17 protein-coding genes are annotated in these 14,237 nt (G+C 43.1%); 4 read left to right on the forward strand and 13 right to left on the reverse strand.

Annotated elements, in window-relative coordinates; genetic code table 11:
- Nucleotides 1–11: 11 nt before the first annotated feature.
- Nucleotides 12–2,213 carry an exonuclease domain-containing protein gene (locus ACKLNX_RS09320; protein ID WP_412972154.1) on the forward strand — a complete coding sequence of 734 codons (2,202 nt, stop codon included), beginning with the start codon at nucleotides 12–14 and terminating at the stop codon, nucleotides 2,211–2,213.
- A gap of 109 nt (nucleotides 2,214–2,322) precedes the next feature.
- Nucleotides 2,323–2,586: a TIGR03643 family protein gene (locus ACKLNX_RS09325; RefSeq protein ID WP_412972155.1), complete on the forward strand. Its 264-nt coding sequence runs from the start codon at nucleotides 2,323–2,325 to the stop codon at nucleotides 2,584–2,586.
- A 27-nt stretch (nucleotides 2,587–2,613) separates the two neighbouring features.
- Here ACKLNX_RS09325 and ACKLNX_RS09330 read toward each other — a convergent pair whose 3' ends face one another.
- The 4 genes from ACKLNX_RS09330 to ACKLNX_RS09345 form a co-directional block, all read right to left on the reverse strand.
- A complete protein-coding gene (locus ACKLNX_RS09330; protein ID WP_412972156.1) occupies nucleotides 2,614–2,901 on the reverse strand; it encodes a type II toxin-antitoxin system RelE/ParE family toxin in 288 nt (95 codons plus the stop codon).
- Nucleotides 2,894–3,130 carry a type II toxin-antitoxin system ParD family antitoxin gene (locus ACKLNX_RS09335; RefSeq protein ID WP_412972157.1) on the reverse strand — a complete coding sequence of 79 codons (237 nt, stop codon included), beginning with the start codon at nucleotides 3,128–3,130 and terminating at the stop codon, nucleotides 2,894–2,896. The genes ACKLNX_RS09330 and ACKLNX_RS09335 overlap by 8 nt, the downstream gene beginning before the upstream one ends.
- Before the next feature lie 100 nt (nucleotides 3,131–3,230).
- On the reverse strand, nucleotides 3,231–3,728 hold the full coding sequence (locus ACKLNX_RS09340) for a DUF2059 domain-containing protein (protein WP_412972158.1): 498 nt from the start codon (nucleotides 3,726–3,728) through the stop codon (nucleotides 3,231–3,233).
- A 194-nt stretch (nucleotides 3,729–3,922) separates the two neighbouring features.
- Nucleotides 3,923–4,450, reverse strand: coding sequence for a general stress protein (locus tag ACKLNX_RS09345; RefSeq protein WP_412972159.1), 528 nt, complete (start codon nucleotides 4,448–4,450; stop codon nucleotides 3,923–3,925).
- 248 nt (nucleotides 4,451–4,698) lie between these two features.
- On the opposite strand from ACKLNX_RS09345, the gene ACKLNX_RS09350 reads away from it, so the two are divergent.
- Complete coding sequence (locus ACKLNX_RS09350) at nucleotides 4,699–4,977, forward strand: type II toxin-antitoxin system RelE/ParE family toxin (RefSeq protein WP_412972160.1); 279 nt, start codon at nucleotides 4,699–4,701, stop codon at nucleotides 4,975–4,977.
- A gap of 12 nt (nucleotides 4,978–4,989) precedes the next feature.
- Nucleotides 4,990–5,280: a HigA family addiction module antitoxin gene (locus ACKLNX_RS09355; protein ID WP_412972161.1), complete on the forward strand. Its 291-nt coding sequence runs from the start codon at nucleotides 4,990–4,992 to the stop codon at nucleotides 5,278–5,280.
- A gap of 79 nt (nucleotides 5,281–5,359) precedes the next feature.
- Here ACKLNX_RS09355 and ACKLNX_RS09360 read toward each other — a convergent pair whose 3' ends face one another.
- From ACKLNX_RS09360 to ACKLNX_RS09400, 9 genes are all read right to left on the reverse strand, one after another.
- Nucleotides 5,360–6,136 (reverse strand): DUF4919 domain-containing protein, encoded by a 777-nt coding sequence (locus ACKLNX_RS09360; protein WP_412972162.1) that lies wholly within the window; start codon nucleotides 6,134–6,136, stop codon nucleotides 5,360–5,362.
- A gap of 42 nt (nucleotides 6,137–6,178) precedes the next feature.
- Nucleotides 6,179–6,442: a VF530 family DNA-binding protein gene (locus tag ACKLNX_RS09365; RefSeq protein ID WP_411695541.1), complete on the reverse strand. Its 264-nt coding sequence runs from the start codon at nucleotides 6,440–6,442 to the stop codon at nucleotides 6,179–6,181.
- A gap of 185 nt (nucleotides 6,443–6,627) precedes the next feature.
- Entirely contained in the window at nucleotides 6,628–7,635 is a 1,008-nt protein-coding gene (locus ACKLNX_RS09370) for an AgmX/PglI C-terminal domain-containing protein (protein WP_411695479.1), read from the reverse strand.
- On the reverse strand, nucleotides 7,632–8,201 hold the full coding sequence (locus ACKLNX_RS09375; protein ID WP_412972163.1) for an ExbD/TolR family protein: 570 nt from the start codon (nucleotides 8,199–8,201) through the stop codon (nucleotides 7,632–7,634). The genes ACKLNX_RS09370 and ACKLNX_RS09375 overlap by 4 nt, the downstream gene beginning before the upstream one ends.
- Nucleotides 8,198–8,788 (reverse strand): ExbD/TolR family protein, encoded by a 591-nt coding sequence (locus tag ACKLNX_RS09380; protein ID WP_412972164.1) that lies wholly within the window; start codon nucleotides 8,786–8,788, stop codon nucleotides 8,198–8,200. Before ACKLNX_RS09380 ends, ACKLNX_RS09375 begins: the two co-directional genes overlap by 4 nt.
- Before the next feature lie 11 nt (nucleotides 8,789–8,799).
- Nucleotides 8,800–9,456, reverse strand: a complete 657-nt coding sequence (locus tag ACKLNX_RS09385; protein WP_411695482.1) for a MotA/TolQ/ExbB proton channel family protein — start codon at nucleotides 9,454–9,456, stop codon at nucleotides 8,800–8,802.
- Nucleotides 9,457–9,663: 207 nt separating this feature from the next.
- Nucleotides 9,664–10,056, reverse strand: coding sequence for a hypothetical protein (locus ACKLNX_RS09390; protein WP_412972165.1), 393 nt, complete (start codon nucleotides 10,054–10,056; stop codon nucleotides 9,664–9,666).
- Nucleotides 10,049–10,921 (reverse strand): tetratricopeptide repeat protein, encoded by an 873-nt coding sequence (locus ACKLNX_RS09395; RefSeq protein ID WP_412972166.1) that lies wholly within the window; start codon nucleotides 10,919–10,921, stop codon nucleotides 10,049–10,051. The genes ACKLNX_RS09390 and ACKLNX_RS09395 overlap by 8 nt, the downstream gene beginning before the upstream one ends.
- Nucleotides 10,908–14,237, reverse strand: coding sequence for a tetratricopeptide repeat protein (locus tag ACKLNX_RS09400; RefSeq protein ID WP_412972167.1), 3,330 nt, complete (start codon nucleotides 14,235–14,237; stop codon nucleotides 10,908–10,910). Before ACKLNX_RS09400 ends, ACKLNX_RS09395 begins: the two co-directional genes overlap by 14 nt.

A 14,237-nucleotide genomic window follows, 5' to 3' on the forward strand; every position in this document is an offset into this window, starting at 1 on the left:
GGCAAAACACTTTGCGCGATTTACCAACATTCTATTATTTGAGCCATTTTCATGAGTTTTTAAAATTCGTGACTGGTCCTTGTGAAAGCTTGTTAGACGATGAAGATAAACAGTTCATTCAAAACTTTATGTCACTGTCGAAGCCTCAGCAATGTTTGTTAGTTCGCTTTATCAATCGTAAATCCGATTTTGTAAAGCCGACAGTATATGAGTATGAGGAAATTGAAGACATTCCAAGTAATTTTGATTACTTATATTACAGCGGCTGGTTTTCGGAACTTAATGTTCAGAGTATTCCTGCGTTTATCGAGCAAGTAACGAAAGACGAAATCATTCAAATAATGGACGAGCTGAATGCTGCTTACTTAAAAGAAGCCCCCGTATTTTCTTACAAAAAATCTCAGCCTAAAGCCAAACTTCTCAATATGCTCATGTCAGGCGCTAGTTGCAAACAAATCGCCAGTACTAAACTTGCGAAGTCATACTGGCAAAGCACGTTTGAATCACACACAACCTATTTCCTGTATTTATATTTTGGCAATCTGAAAGCGAAATTGAATCAGTTTTCCATGCGTGATCTCGGCGTGATGCGCACTCGCAAAGAGCAGGCTCAGGTGATGGCGAGGTTTAGCGATATTGATAGCGCTAAGTCTGCATTTTCGTTGCACTCTTTGCTCAATGATATTCGTTTGCAGCTACCCTTATTTGATGATGTGTCGGAATTATCAAAGCAAGAGAGACAGAATTTTATCCTATCTCAATTAGAAAAAATGCCAGATCCACTTGGTCATAAAGCCGAAGAGCTGCATGCAAAACTTCAATATTTGTTGGCCAGTGAATTACTCAAACACGATGCAGTTCATGCCACTACGCTACTAAAAACCATTAATACTGATAAAGCCCAAGAAAAATGGGCGCGTGAGGCCTATAAACTAGGTCTGATAGAGGAAGTCGAAGCAGAGTTAGAGCGTATAATCGAAGTGCCACTTTCAGAAGATCTGTTAGCGTTCGCAGAGGATTTTTTAGCTCGGAAGTACCATAAAAAACGCACCAGTGTACTTACCGACATGTTACGAGAAAATAGCCAAACCGTACTAATAGATGAAATGCATAAGGGGGCAGTTGAAAAAGGCGTTGTGGCGTATTACGAACAGCGGAACTGCCAAGCGTTTCGCACCGAGAACGAACTTTGGCGTGCGCTGTTTGGTTTGTACTTTTGGCACGAAATATTTGAATTGGAAGGCTTAGGTTTAACTAACGAATTCGATCATGTACCCGTTTCGCTTCGCTCCAATCAATTTTATGAACTGGCAGCGGAGCAGATTGACGGTCGACTAGGGAGTACGACAAGTAAAGCCAAGTTGATCCAACAGCTCTCTATCAATGCAGCGAAGTACTATGGTCACAGCAACATTGTGTTTCGTTGGCGCAAAAACATATTGGAACGCCTCACTCTATTGATTCAACATAGCGAGCTTGAGGCAATCTTATCTTTGCTAAAAGCGATGTGCCAAGACTGGAAAAATCTAAGTGATGGCTTTCCCGATCTCATGCTCATAGAAGACACCAAACTGCGCTTCGAAGAAGTAAAATCTGAAGGCGATCAATTGCGTCGCAACCAGCTTCTCAGTATTCAAAAACTACAAAGTTTAGGCTTTGATGTGCGCATCACCAATGTGCATTGGACCATAGACCCAATGCAGCCTTATGCCGTCATCGATATCGAAACCACCGGTGGACGTGCTCAGCATCATCGTATTACCGAAGTGGGCATAGTGAAGATGGTTGGCGGCGTTGTCGTCGCAGAATGGCAATCTTTGGTTAACCCACAACGACGCATCCCACAGAACATTACTTCTTTAACTGGGATCGACAATGACATGGTCGCCGATGCGCCTCTGTTTGCGGAAGTCGCCGATGACATCGATGAGTTCACTCAAGGCTGCGTATTCGTCGCTCACAACGTCAATTTTGATTATGGTTTTATTAAAGAAGAATTTAATCGCTTAGAACGCCAGTACCGCAGACCAAAGCTATGCACCGTTCAACAAATGCGAAAACACTTTAAAGGCTTACCTTCATACTCACTCGCAAATTTAACAAGACATTTTAATATCGACATGCAACGCCATCACCGCGCAATGTCCGACGCTATCGCCGCCGCTGAGTTGTTGAATATGGTGAATGAGAAACGCTTGGAATATAAACCTTAAACCTAACTCGTCATCCACCGCTTATCTTCCCTGCGAATACGATGGGGTGTTAATCCAAAAAGGCTTAAAACCAGTAAATACTTTCATGAATACTCTTTTTAAACGAAAAATGAATCAATTTAATGAAGAAGAAACCTCGCGCATTATCGAGATGGCGTGGGAGGATCGTACGCCTTTCGAAGCGATTGAGCGTTTGTTTGGTGTGACTGAACCCGAGGTAATCGAGTTAATGCGCAGGAGCATTAAGCGCAAAACCTTTAATAACTGGCGAGCGAGAGTGTCAGGGCGAAAAACAAAACACCTGAAGTTGCGCAGTCCTGATGTGAGTCGAGGTTATTGTTCAACGCAGTATAAGCCGGTTCGTAAGCGTTGAGATAAGCTCTGAATGAGTTTTTAAACTCTACAGCCAAATATCCACATCTTGACCACCTAGGATCGCCATGATATCTATCCAGTTCTGATTAATACGGTAGTAGATAACATCAGCGCGATGGGGAAATCTTCTATAGCCTTGCCTGAAGTGATCAACCGATTGATAAGATAAGGGAGATGCTGCTATCTTTTCGAAGGCCTCAAAGAAACTGTTGAAATATTCATCCGCGAACCGTTCTCCAAATTCTTTAAAACCGTATACGTATATCCGTCGGAGGTCTTCTTTAGCCTCTGCAGTTAGACGATAGTTAGTCACTCTCTCTGATGCCCTGTTTAAACTCCTTTAGCATTTCTTCAGATGATTGGTAAACAAAACCACTTTCTTCTGCTCGGTCAAATTTTTGATTAATATATTCTGAGCGTCTTGCGCGTCTGACCAAATCATTGATTAATTCACTTTTATTAGCGTAATCGCCAGCACTAGTAACTTGAAGCTTTAACCACTCATCATTTTTTTCAGTTAAGGTAACACTTTGTCGAGGCATATTTTTACTCCAAGCCGTTTGGTGCAATATTACACCAACCAATCTAGGTCTTTCAACTGGACCTCAGACTTCATGTTGTGCGTCACATAAACAAATTTGTCTATTGCGCTTCCTGTAATTCCCTTAAGGCTTTGCTTCGTTGCTCTACCAATGCTTGGACTTTTGGCATTAAATTTTGAGCGGCACGCTGAGCAACCTGCATAGACTCCTGCATAACCACTGGCATTGTTCTTAATACAGATTGGCCTGCAGGTGAGCGATAAAAGGCAAGGATCTCTTCAATTTCTTGTTCAGTGAAGTTCTGACGATAAATTCTCTTAAATTCTTCTCTCATTATTTCAAAGCTTAGTTCGGCCTTGAACAAGTCGCTAAGTTTAGCTAGGTAATCCTTATGAACTGCAGATTCTTCAGCTGACATGTCTTGGCCTTTAAGCATGTCTGTTTGCATATCTCGCATTTGAGTAAACATGAGATCCATTGTCTCATCCAGTTTCATGATATCTAAAAGCTCATCGAGCTTGTCTTTTTCAGTCGTAACAACTTGCGCGTTTGCAGTTAAAGAAAAAAGCAGTATTAAAGTAAGTAGTAAAATTTTCATGAATCAACATCCTTATTATGTATCTTAACTATAGCAACATGCTATAGAGACATCGTAATCGATAAAGAGGTCAAACAGCAAATTTACTAACCGCTGCCTGACTCCTCAAATGTGTAAGATTTACACTGAAGTGCAATATTTTCTGTTTTTTGTTGCGGGTAGTGAGTCGCCGCAATGCTTATCACTAAGGTATTTTAGTGACCCTTAATTTTTTCAAGTTGCTCATGGCCTACTGTTTTTATCTTTTTGGCTTGGTGGTTTTGTAATTTTTCTCGTACGTTTTTCTGCTCTTGCTTGGAGCATTCAACACATAACAATACGCCACCTTTTTCGAGCTCATCGATGATGGCCTGTTGCTCCGTGTCCGGCATGGCAACACCTAACACTGCACCTAAGATCCCGCCGCCAGCTGCGCCAAAGCCACCAGCTGTAAACGCGGCAACGACTGGGCCGGACGCTAATAGTCCTAAGCCACCTGTGGCAACGCTACCAACGGCTGCTAGTCCACCTACTACTAAACCTAGTGAGCCGCCTGCTGCTGCACCTATACCCGCAGCTTCGGGCGTTTTGGTGTTTGAAGTGATTTCAAACGAGTCCTTATCAATCTTGTCTGATGTGATCATACTCAAGTGCTGAGCATTTACACCACTACGCTCTAAATCCTGAATACATGAACTGGCTTGTTTGGCCTGACTAAAAAGTCCAATTAATGTGGTTTTCATCTTTGTACCTCCAATTTGGATTAATGGAACATTGCTCAATTGAGCAGATACCGTTGAAAATGCAATACACATGCCAAGCCATTTGTGAGTAAATCAAAACTGGCGATACAGTCAGTCGCAAATCACGTCTATATTTTGCCATACTTAACTGCGCACTATTCAAGAATGTAAATTTGTACCAAAACGCAAACTCATTGACCTACGTATCGATACGCGATACGATTCGCATATGAGAAGGACTATTCGTTGTGATAAAATCATTCAAACATAAAGGTTTGGAGTCGTTTTTTAAAACTGGTAACACCAAGGGCGTCAACCAAGATCACGTAAAAAAGCTCAGAAACTTATTGGCAAAACTTGACTCTGCGACTGAGATTGACGACATGATGTATCCTGGGTCTAAGTTACATCCACTGAAAGGTAAGCTCATAGGAAATCACGCAGTGGCGGTAAGTGGTAATTGGCGAGTTACTTTTAAGTTTAAAAACGGCAATGCGGAAGTAATTGATTACCTTGATTATCATTAGAGGAGAATAATTATGCAAATGTTTAATCCGCCTCACCCAGGCGAGACACTAAAAGAACTTTATCTTGAGCCGCTAGAGTTAAGCATTAAAAATACTGCTGAAAAGTTGAGTATGACAAGAACCGCGCTAAGCGAAATCGTAAACGGGCGCCGTAGTATTAGTCCTAAGGTTGCTATAAAATTAGCCAAAGCATTTGGTGGAAGTGCTCAGTCTTGGATAAACCAGCAAGCGAACTATGATTTGTGGCAAGCTCAACAAGAGTACAAAGCTGATGACGTTGAGAAAATTTATCATGCCGCTTGAGCTTCTATAACGACATCTTAAAAGCACCCAGAAAATGTGATGTCAGCCACCATAAAGTGTGTTGACGACACCTAATCTTTTATCTACGACTCTCAATATCATCAAAAATGCCACGCCTAAACTGCGCGGTCACATCAAAGTACCAAGTCGATTCTTGCTTGCTTTGAGGATCCTCTACTTTGATAGCTTCGATAGGACGTTGTTCGAAATAGACAATCGATTGACCCGTTGCCATCATTCCATTCAGTTGAACAAATGCGTACAGATCATTGGTGCTGGTGATGTAAAAAGCTGTTGCTGGTGTTTGGCCATCACCAGAGCGCCAAATCGCCCCCATAAAGCCATCTAACATAGCGTTGTGATAATCTGCTTGGGTATTCTGTCCAAGCTCGGTATAACAGACCATAGCGCCATAGTGACCTGTCAGGCTGGTGTAGTTTTCCTCAAGTATGCGAGCTGTTGCTTGCAAGCATGCTTCCCAATTGCTCTGTTCCATGCTTTCAAAGGCAATTAGTTTCTGCGCTTGCTCCACATTGGCATAAGGTCGGTACTTAGTGGTGAGAGGATAAACACGAATAATGGTGTCAAAGTCACGTTCTGTTGCGTCGCCTTGTTCTAACTGCGCTACCAAAGCTTGGTAGTCAGCATCGGCTTTGGCGTAATTAAGTATTTGCTGTTTAGCTTTGCGCTGTTGCTCTTTGGCGAGCTCGGCATTTCGTTCTTCTATCGATGATTGACGAGTGTCACTGACTGAAGGGCTTGTACCCGCTCTATTAGCCATTGAACCACAGCCTGCCAAAATTGAAATGCCTACGAACAAAATAGCAATGTTGAAATGTTTCAAAACGTCACTCACCAGTTGGCTCCTTTTTAAACGCAAGTCATTTCCTAAATGATATCAATATGATTCTGGGCGGTACTTTTTATGAAAGGTTTTTAAGTACAAGCGCTCTACTTTTTCTCTTGCCCAAGGCGTTCTGCGTAGAAATTTTAAGCTGCTTTTAACAGAAGGATCCGATTTGAAGCATTTAATATTGATGCGATAGGCTAAACCATCCCAGCCATATTTTTCATGCAACTGCTCAACAATCATCTGCAATTTAACGCCATGGAGTGGATTATTTGCTTGAGTCACTTTAGGCTGAGGCGCAATATTTTGCATGCCGCTGTCTTGATTATCGCTAGTGTGATTATCTTCTAGGTCTTTAATATCAGCGCTTTCGGGTGAGTTGGCTGGAGTACTGTTCGCTTCAGATGGTGTGGAAAAGGTTGAAGCTTCACCGGCTTCAACCTTTGATTTTTGGTCACTTTCTTTATTGCTCATTTCTGCTCACAACCTAGCGTTAATTAAAAAGGTAAGAAATTGAACGCGTATTCTAACTCAGTTGTGGTGACATTTTGAGCCCCGAAGTTAATTAGTCTAATTCGACCTATTAATTTCTCGACCAATTCAGGCGCTTCCAGCTCACTATTCACTAGTTTTACTGATGATAAAGAACCATCTGGCTCAATAATCAATCGCACCGTTAATTTACCTTCAATTGACGGATCTTGACGTAAAGCTCTGCGATACAGTGAATACACAGCGCCTTTGTTTGCATCAAGGGTTTGCCTGATGCTGTCTAAGTCTCGACTACCAATCACTTCTTGGGTCTCTTCGATGCGTTGTTGGGTTGCTATTGAAGCATCACCCATCTCAGCAGCTACGAACTCTGTATTTCTGCGGCCTTCCAACTCACCCGCTGCACCCACATCTGAACTCAAACTGCCCAGTTGAATACCGCCACTGGTCTTATTGGTTTCTCTTCCCAAAATTTTACGTTGAGAAGTGTCGGTCTGGCCACCACCTTGCGTTTGCTGAGTATTAGCTAAGTTATTTAAATTAGCCGCTTCTCGCATGCTCGCAAGCTGATCTTGTAAGGCTAGCACACCTTTACTTTTCGCCGTTTCGCGCGCTTTCTTGGTTTTCTCTTCCAAAGTCGGCTCTTTCGGCTTGGGCTTAGGTTTTGGCTTAGGCTCAGGTTTTGGTTCTGGCTTAGGTTCAGGCTTAGGTTCAGGCTTTGGTTCTTCCTTCGGTTTTTCTGGCTCTGGCTCTGGAATCGGCTCTGGCTCAATCACTTTCGGCGGCGGAGGTGGCTCCTTCGCTTTAATTACCTTGGCCAATTGTGGGGGCAATTTCTCACGCTCCGCTCTTGGTACTTCCGGTAATTCAGTCATTTGCACATAAACCGCTACAGCAAGCGTGAATACCAACACCACAATAGTAATAATGGTGAAAGTCGAGTTTTCTTTATCACTGCTTTCCCAAGGAAGCTGTGAATGAAAATAAGGTGAAGACATGTTTGAAGTACTCATGTGCCGTCACCTTCAACACTCGCTTCTGCATCGGCTGGAGCAATGTTGCTATTCGCTTCTAATTGGTTTTCCACAGCTAAGGCTATATTGGTATATCCCGCCTCGGCACTGGTTTGCATGATTTTCTTCAAGATTTGATACGGCACCGATTTATCACCCATGATGGTGATCGACAAACCCGGATCTTCATCTTCAGCATTAGCTTCATCAGCCTCCACCGGCGTTCTAACAGAACGCGAAGCTTGATACAGCAACTCTTCTTTTAGTGCTGCAATCGTATATTCCTGTTGCTCGTAAAGGTCTGCCGTTTTCGCTATTGGCTTACCTTGCAACAAAATATCGTTTCCATTAATCATCAGCAACAAGGTTTCTTTTGCGGGTGTTTTCACAGTCGATTTCGGCAATTCAACCGAGTCGTCACGCTGCAACACTTGCACATCTGATGCGTTCAACATCAAGAAGAAAACCAAGATGGTAAAAATATCCATCAAAGACACAAGGCTTAACTTAGTTGTGCCGCGCTTGTGGTTTCGATTCATACGTTTTGCTCGGGATGACATCTTCATTGTGCACCCTCCGCGCTTTTCAATTCATATCTGGCTGGCGCTTCTGCTAGCGAGACTTCTGGGAAAAGTTCAGCATCAACAACTGATGTCGCAATCACGTCTTTGTATGAACGGGTCGCATCAATCAAGCTGATAATAGTTTGATAATCGGTGTTATCGGGCAGCATTAAGATAATGTCTTTTTTATCCACTGCCTTGGCTAATAGTGTTGCTTTCACTAACTTCAAGGTTTCTTGCAAGCCTTTGAAGTCGTGTTGCAAAACGGCTTCTGCGCCATTCGAAACAAGTGGGTCACCGTCTTCAACCTCAGCAGGTACTTTGGCAATGGTTTTTACCAAGTAACCTTGTGGGAAGAAGATATTTAATGAGTCATCGGAAACTAAAACTTCCAAGCGCTGATCCTCTACAGGTTCATCCGCGCTGAGTGCTTCAATACCGGGAAGCCTAAGCTCCACAACAGTAATTCTTGAAAACACCATCATCATTAACAAAACAGGCACCAACACAATCATCAGGTTCATGAAAGAGGTGATGTCTAATTCAGCGTCTTCTTTCTTGGCGTTACGCCCATGGCGTCGTCCAATCATGAGAATGCTTCCTACTGATCTGACTGACGCGATTTAGGACCCAAATTCTCTTTGGCAATGAGGGTGTTCAAACATTTAACGCCTGCCATTTCCATGCTATCCACGATTTCAGCTGTTTTAGTATTTAATAGTGAGTGCAATAGTAATAATGGAATAGCAGCAATCAGGCCGAATGCTGTGGTGTTCATGGCAACTGAAATACTCTGTGATAACAAGCTAGCCTTTTCAGAAGGGTCTGCGTTAGCTACTGCAGAGAATGCCGCGATCAAACCGATAATCGTACCGAGAAGACCTAGTAGAGTAGAAATATTCGCTAACATGCCTAAGTACTGAGTGCGTTTTTCAAGGCGAGGGATCGTTTCCATCAAACCTTCTTCCATCGCATATTCGATATCTTCACGACGCGGGCTTACACCTAAACGAGTAATACCTGCACCGATAACGCGCGCAATAGGAGCGGCGCTATTTTGTGTAATTTGGATGATTTTATCGAAATTCTGACTTGCTAATAATGGCTCAATTTCACGAAAGGCTTTTTTGTTAGTGCGTCTTGCCGATCCTAAAAACCAATAACGTTCAAGTGCAATTGCTAAGCCGATAGCCAATACAATTGAGATAGGGAACATAAATGAGCCCCCTTCTTGGAAAAAGCGAACGATGGTATCCATGATATCCTCTCTAATATAGTGATCATTTGTTTATCAAGTCTCAATAGTTCGGGATGAACACTACGGTTGAGCACTTGCTGCATTAGTACATGCTAAGGTTGCTGACAGTCTATTCGAATACGTTTTAATGTTATGTATTGTGAACCATCAACCTGTTGCTGTATTTATACCCAATCAGCGACTTGGCGTCTCGCCAGAATCACTAGATTAGCCATTACTAATTCCTTCTAGAAGTTTTATTTTCTTCAAAAAACTGTTACGTTCCAAAGGTTTAAGCTTTGTTTTGATAGGTGCCCAGCGCTGTTCATTGCGATCAATTCGCTGATGCAGGGGAAGCTGCCAAGGTACAATTGACAATACCTTTGGTTGCTCTTTATTTCCGCGAATGGTTTCCTCAAGTCGCAAAACATCATCATTATTATTCGTTGATTCTGATTGAACGACTGCGGGTAACTCACTTGGCTTGTCATTCGTTTCGGTTTCTTGCGCCATCAACGCAGAAGTCGTTCCGACAAAAAGGATACTGAAAGAAAGGCTTTTGCAAAGAAGGCTATTGAAAGAAAGGCTTCTGAATAAAAGTTCACGTAGTTGATTACCCATTCGCTTTCTCCCGTTGCAATCTCTTTATTTGGCGTTCGATGTCCAATATCCACTGCCGCGCTAATTTCTGTTCTTTAAGTAAGGATTTGGCCGGCGATTCAACACTTTTTATTTGAAAGTCGAGCAAAGCCTTGTAGATTTTGTAATCCTCTAAAGCGGCCGTTTTATCACCTACATACAAGTCGAATAGTATGCCGCGGTTTCGATAGCTATCTGCATTACCGGGCCAGGCTTCGATAGCTTGAGTATAGTGAGATTTAGCTAAGTCAAACTTACCCTTATCACGATAAATGAGACCTAAGCGGTTATGCGCTTGATAGTTGCTAGCAACAATTTTTAGGGCTGTTTGATAATTACTTATCGCCTTATCATTCTCTTTGCTTGCACGGTAGATGTCACCGCGCAAAACCCATACTGCGGAGTTGGGTGAGGCAATGAAATCAGGATCGTTGATGACGCGTTGTACCGCTTCTAAAGCTTTATCTGGCGCTTCGTTAGTTAGCTCATCTAATGCCGTTTGCACATCCCTTAGCTGGCTTGAATTGAGTTTAGTTTGCTGTTGTTTATCTAGTTTAAAAGCATTCAAGGTGCCCATTAAGTTTTGTGCTTTAGCAGCCAATGCCTGTTCTTCTAACTGCTCTGGCGTTAATGGCTCTGGGGTTGGTTCACCTTCATTGGTATCTGCACTCTCAACACCATCGCTTGCTTCAGCCGATGACGTTTTAGTAGTTTCTGCATCTTCAGTCTTAGCCTTATCATCGCCTGAAAAGCTTGGCAGTGATGGCAAGCTCGAACACGCGCTTAAGGTGCTTGAAAGCACTAGCACTAAGGCAAGTAGACGAAGTTTACTGTTATTCAAAATCATCAGCTCTCAACTCCTGAATTTGCTCTGGCTTGCGGTATCTTACTGGCAATAAATTCTCTAGCTTTTTCAAACTCTCCTTCACCCATTCATCATATAAACCACCGTGCGCGCGTTTGGCATTGTTTTCATGCAAGGTAATAGAGGTTTCTTCGAACGGGAATGCTTGCTCTTCTAGTAACATTTCATATTGATCAAGCTCTAAGGCTGACAAACCGTTTGGACGACTTGAATCCATTAGATCTTTGGCTAGAACCGAGTACAAATTTGCAAGTGAGTAATTGGCTTGTGTCGTAAATTCTGCAATGCCATAAGCCATCACGCCATCATATCGAGCAATCGCATTCTTAAGCGCATTTTGCTTGCGCTGTAAGCTCTTGTTCAGTGGTAATGTTAACTTTATTTTTTGATAGGCATAGTCTGCATCTTTGGCGAAAACCATTGAAGCCATCGCAGCTAAGTAGCGAGTGCGAGCTGAACGCTCATTACCGGCTTTTCTGTCTGCTTCAATCAGTTTGTTCAGCCAAAAACGGCGCTTAGATTCTTCACCACTTTGTTCATAGAATTCCGTCATCTTAAGTCGCGCTTCGTTTGCATCGGCAACAGGATTTGGATAACGGTGTGCGTATGTTCGATATGCATCTAATGAAGTTTCTCGATCGCCCGCTTTTAAGTAATACTCAGCGGCTACATACAAAGATTCTCTACCTAAGCGTGAATCGGGATCGGCTTGATGCTGTGCCATGAGTAATTTGGCTGCAGGCACCCACTGTTCAGACTTTTCATAAGCCACTAACAACTTACCTGGAATAGTCGATACCAGCTCGTTTTTAGGGAAGCGAGTTTGGAAGTCGAGTAATAGAGGAAGCGCTTGTGTATAGCTTTTCAGTGCAAGTAGGTACGTAGCTGCATCGTACTGCGCCGCCGCTCGGAACGTGGAGTTTGGCGTTTGTTGCATTATTCGCTGCAGCAATGCCACACTGTCTTGCAAGGCTAAACGCTGGGTTTCACTTAGTTGTGCGAAGTCTCGGCCTTCAGGCAGAGGCGCCGCTAAGGTTTGTTTTACCTGTGCTGAAGTCAGTATTTGCTCTGATTGCTGGAAGAAGGTAGCTGCTAGTCGGTTGCTTAGCTCCTTCACACGCTCATCGTCGGCTGGCAGAATCGATAACAAGGTTTCGTAACCTGCCTGTGCAATTTTGTAGTTTTCCATGGCGAAATGACCATGCGCCAATACCAAGCGTGCTGATATTAAGCTTTCACTTTCAATGTTGTGAACGGCAATGTGTTTATCTGCCAAAGTCGCTTCCGGTAAATTCGCTTTCGCGTATGCCATTCCGCTGTTTTTGTCGCTCGCCAACAACCAATCAGCCCAGCGCATTGCGTCTAAGTATTGCTGTTGTTCAAACAGTTTTTGCATCAAGGATTGTGCGATATTCACCGTGCGCGGATCATCAGCAAATGAGTCAACAAACAGGTCTTGGCTGATCATCTTGCGTGCTTCAAGTTTTTGCTTAAATTCAATATCGCGTGATACTGCATTTTCACTTAGCTTTTCAAACAATAACAATGCAGCATAAGCGGCTTCACTCGCCAAAGGATTCGGTGAATCTTGATACGCGTATATTTCAAAACTTTCGATAGCTGAGTTGAGTTTGTTCGCTGAACTTAAGGCTTCGGCCATGTAGAAACGCATTTGCGGCACTTCATCATCGGGTGAGAAAGTGCGAATGAACTGATCGTAATATCCCGCAGCGGCAATAAATGCGGATTGTTTAATGTCTTTCAAATCGTTAGCTGAGGCATTGCTCCACGCGGTATTTTGAGCTTCCGACGTGGCACTGCCAACAAATGAACCTTCTGCGCTTTCACCCTCTGTCGCCTGTGTTTTAGAAGCCAACATGCTCTCAAGGGTTTGGGCAATGCTATGCTCGCTTTGCGCCAATTCCTTAAGATATTGTCGTAAATAACTATTCGTTTGACGACCGATAATACTGTTCAAGCCTGAAAAGTGAGGCCCATCAACACCATAAGCCGCAACGAAGCCACGCTTTGCTTCTAGCACTAAAGTCGGGAAGTTACCGAGGATATAGGCATCGATGTGTCTAACGTAAAACTCGACTGCGCGCTCATGTAAAGGGTAGGTGTTAGCGAACACCAATAAGGTATCCGCGCTGTCTTTAAAGCGGCTGTCGTTTAAGTGTTGCTGTGCAAGCTCTTCATAGATGAGGTTTTCATAAGCTCGCTCTCCATTTGTAAGGAAGAAGTCTTTAATTGCTTCACCGTTACCCTGATAAGAGAACAGCAATGCCATAATTCGCAATGTGTCATTTACTAGTTTTTGCTGACCTAAAGGTAAACTATCAATTTTGATATGAGTTTGCGTGTAGCTATTTTGCTCAAGCGCTTCATCTAGCATTTTCGAAAATGAAATAAGTGCTTTCGCATGCTCTTCTTGTTTAAAGTAGCTCCAGCCCTGCATGTAAGCAGAAATACCATAGAAGTTGTTGGTTGCGATTTTTGATGTTTGCTCTGATAAGGCAAGAACCTGACCATAGTTTGTTACCGCCGGCTCGTATCTCTGGCGGTTGAAATAGTATTCACCCATACGGAAGTAAAGCTCGATATGGTAATTGGTAACTGAATATCTATCTGTTGGAAAAGTCGTTAAAAAGCGTTGTGCAATTTCAACGGATTCATCTGGTTTGCCATCCAAATCAAGGGCGCGAGACAACTGATACATCGCGTCCATATATTTAGTTTCTGTGCGTCTTGCTTCTGCCGCTTTCGCTGGATCTTGTGACTGCAAATCAGCTTGAGCTAACAGTTGCTCCTGCTGATCAAGCACTTCGCGATATCTTGAGATAGCTTGGTTGAAATAGCTTGCTGGTTGCAGTTGGCCTGCGCGGCTATCTGCATTAGCACCTGTACCAGCACTTGTATTAGCACCTGTATTAGCATCAGAGCCAGCGTTGCTGCGCTGTGCATTCGATTGACTAGCCTGCAAAGTCTCTAATGGAATGCCTTCTTCTTGCGCTTTCTCAGCCAATTGCATTTCAATATCAGCAAGACGAAATGCAACTTGCTGACGTTGTTTTTCATCTTTAAGTAAGGGAAGTAGTGCCGCATATTCGTCACGGGTTTCTTGCAAAGAAAGTCTTGGTGCAATTGATGGTTCCACTTTCAGTGGCTGTAAATCAAGCTCAGCAAGCGTCGGGCGGTTACTCACGCCTTCACTAATAACGGATTCTTCTTCATCAGAGCTGAACATACTGCAACTTGCTAACAGCAAGGTAAGAGAGAGTATTATCGTCTTTTGCAT

Source organism: Glaciecola sp. MF2-115, from assembly GCF_047250385.1.
In the GTDB taxonomy this organism is placed as follows: Bacteria; Pseudomonadota; Gammaproteobacteria; order Enterobacterales; family Alteromonadaceae; genus Glaciecola.

Coding starts and splice junctions, on each gene's coding strand:
- ACKLNX_RS09395 (WP_412972166.1), bottom strand. CDS start 10,921: ATGATTTTGAATAACAGTAAACTTCGTCTACTTGCCTTAGTGCTAGTG.
- ACKLNX_RS09365 (WP_411695541.1), bottom strand. CDS start 6,442: ATGCAAAATATTGCGCCTCAGCCTAAAGTGACTCAAGCAAATAATCCA.
- ACKLNX_RS09380 (WP_412972164.1), bottom strand. CDS start 8,788: ATGATTGGACGACGCCATGGGCGTAACGCCAAGAAAGAAGACGCTGAA.
- ACKLNX_RS09355 (WP_412972161.1), top strand. CDS start 4,990: ATGCAAATGTTTAATCCGCCTCACCCAGGCGAGACACTAAAAGAACTT.
- ACKLNX_RS09325 (WP_412972155.1), top strand. CDS start 2,323: ATGAATCAATTTAATGAAGAAGAAACCTCGCGCATTATCGAGATGGCG.
- ACKLNX_RS09385 (WP_411695482.1), bottom strand. CDS start 9,456: ATGGATACCATCGTTCGCTTTTTCCAAGAAGGGGGCTCATTTATGTTC.
- ACKLNX_RS09390 (WP_412972165.1), bottom strand. CDS start 10,056: ATGGGTAATCAACTACGTGAACTTTTATTCAGAAGCCTTTCTTTCAAT.
- ACKLNX_RS09400 (WP_412972167.1), bottom strand. CDS start 14,237: ATGCAAAAGACGATAATACTCTCTCTTACCTTGCTGTTAGCAAGTTGC.
- ACKLNX_RS09340 (WP_412972158.1), bottom strand. CDS start 3,728: ATGAAAATTTTACTACTTACTTTAATACTGCTTTTTTCTTTAACTGCA.
- ACKLNX_RS09335 (WP_412972157.1), bottom strand. CDS start 3,130: ATGCCTCGACAAAGTGTTACCTTAACTGAAAAAAATGATGAGTGGTTA.
- ACKLNX_RS09375 (WP_412972163.1), bottom strand. CDS start 8,201: ATGAAGATGTCATCCCGAGCAAAACGTATGAATCGAAACCACAAGCGC.
- ACKLNX_RS09345 (WP_412972159.1), bottom strand. CDS start 4,450: ATGAAAACCACATTAATTGGACTTTTTAGTCAGGCCAAACAAGCCAGT.
- ACKLNX_RS09370 (WP_411695479.1), bottom strand. CDS start 7,635: ATGAGTACTTCAAACATGTCTTCACCTTATTTTCATTCACAGCTTCCT.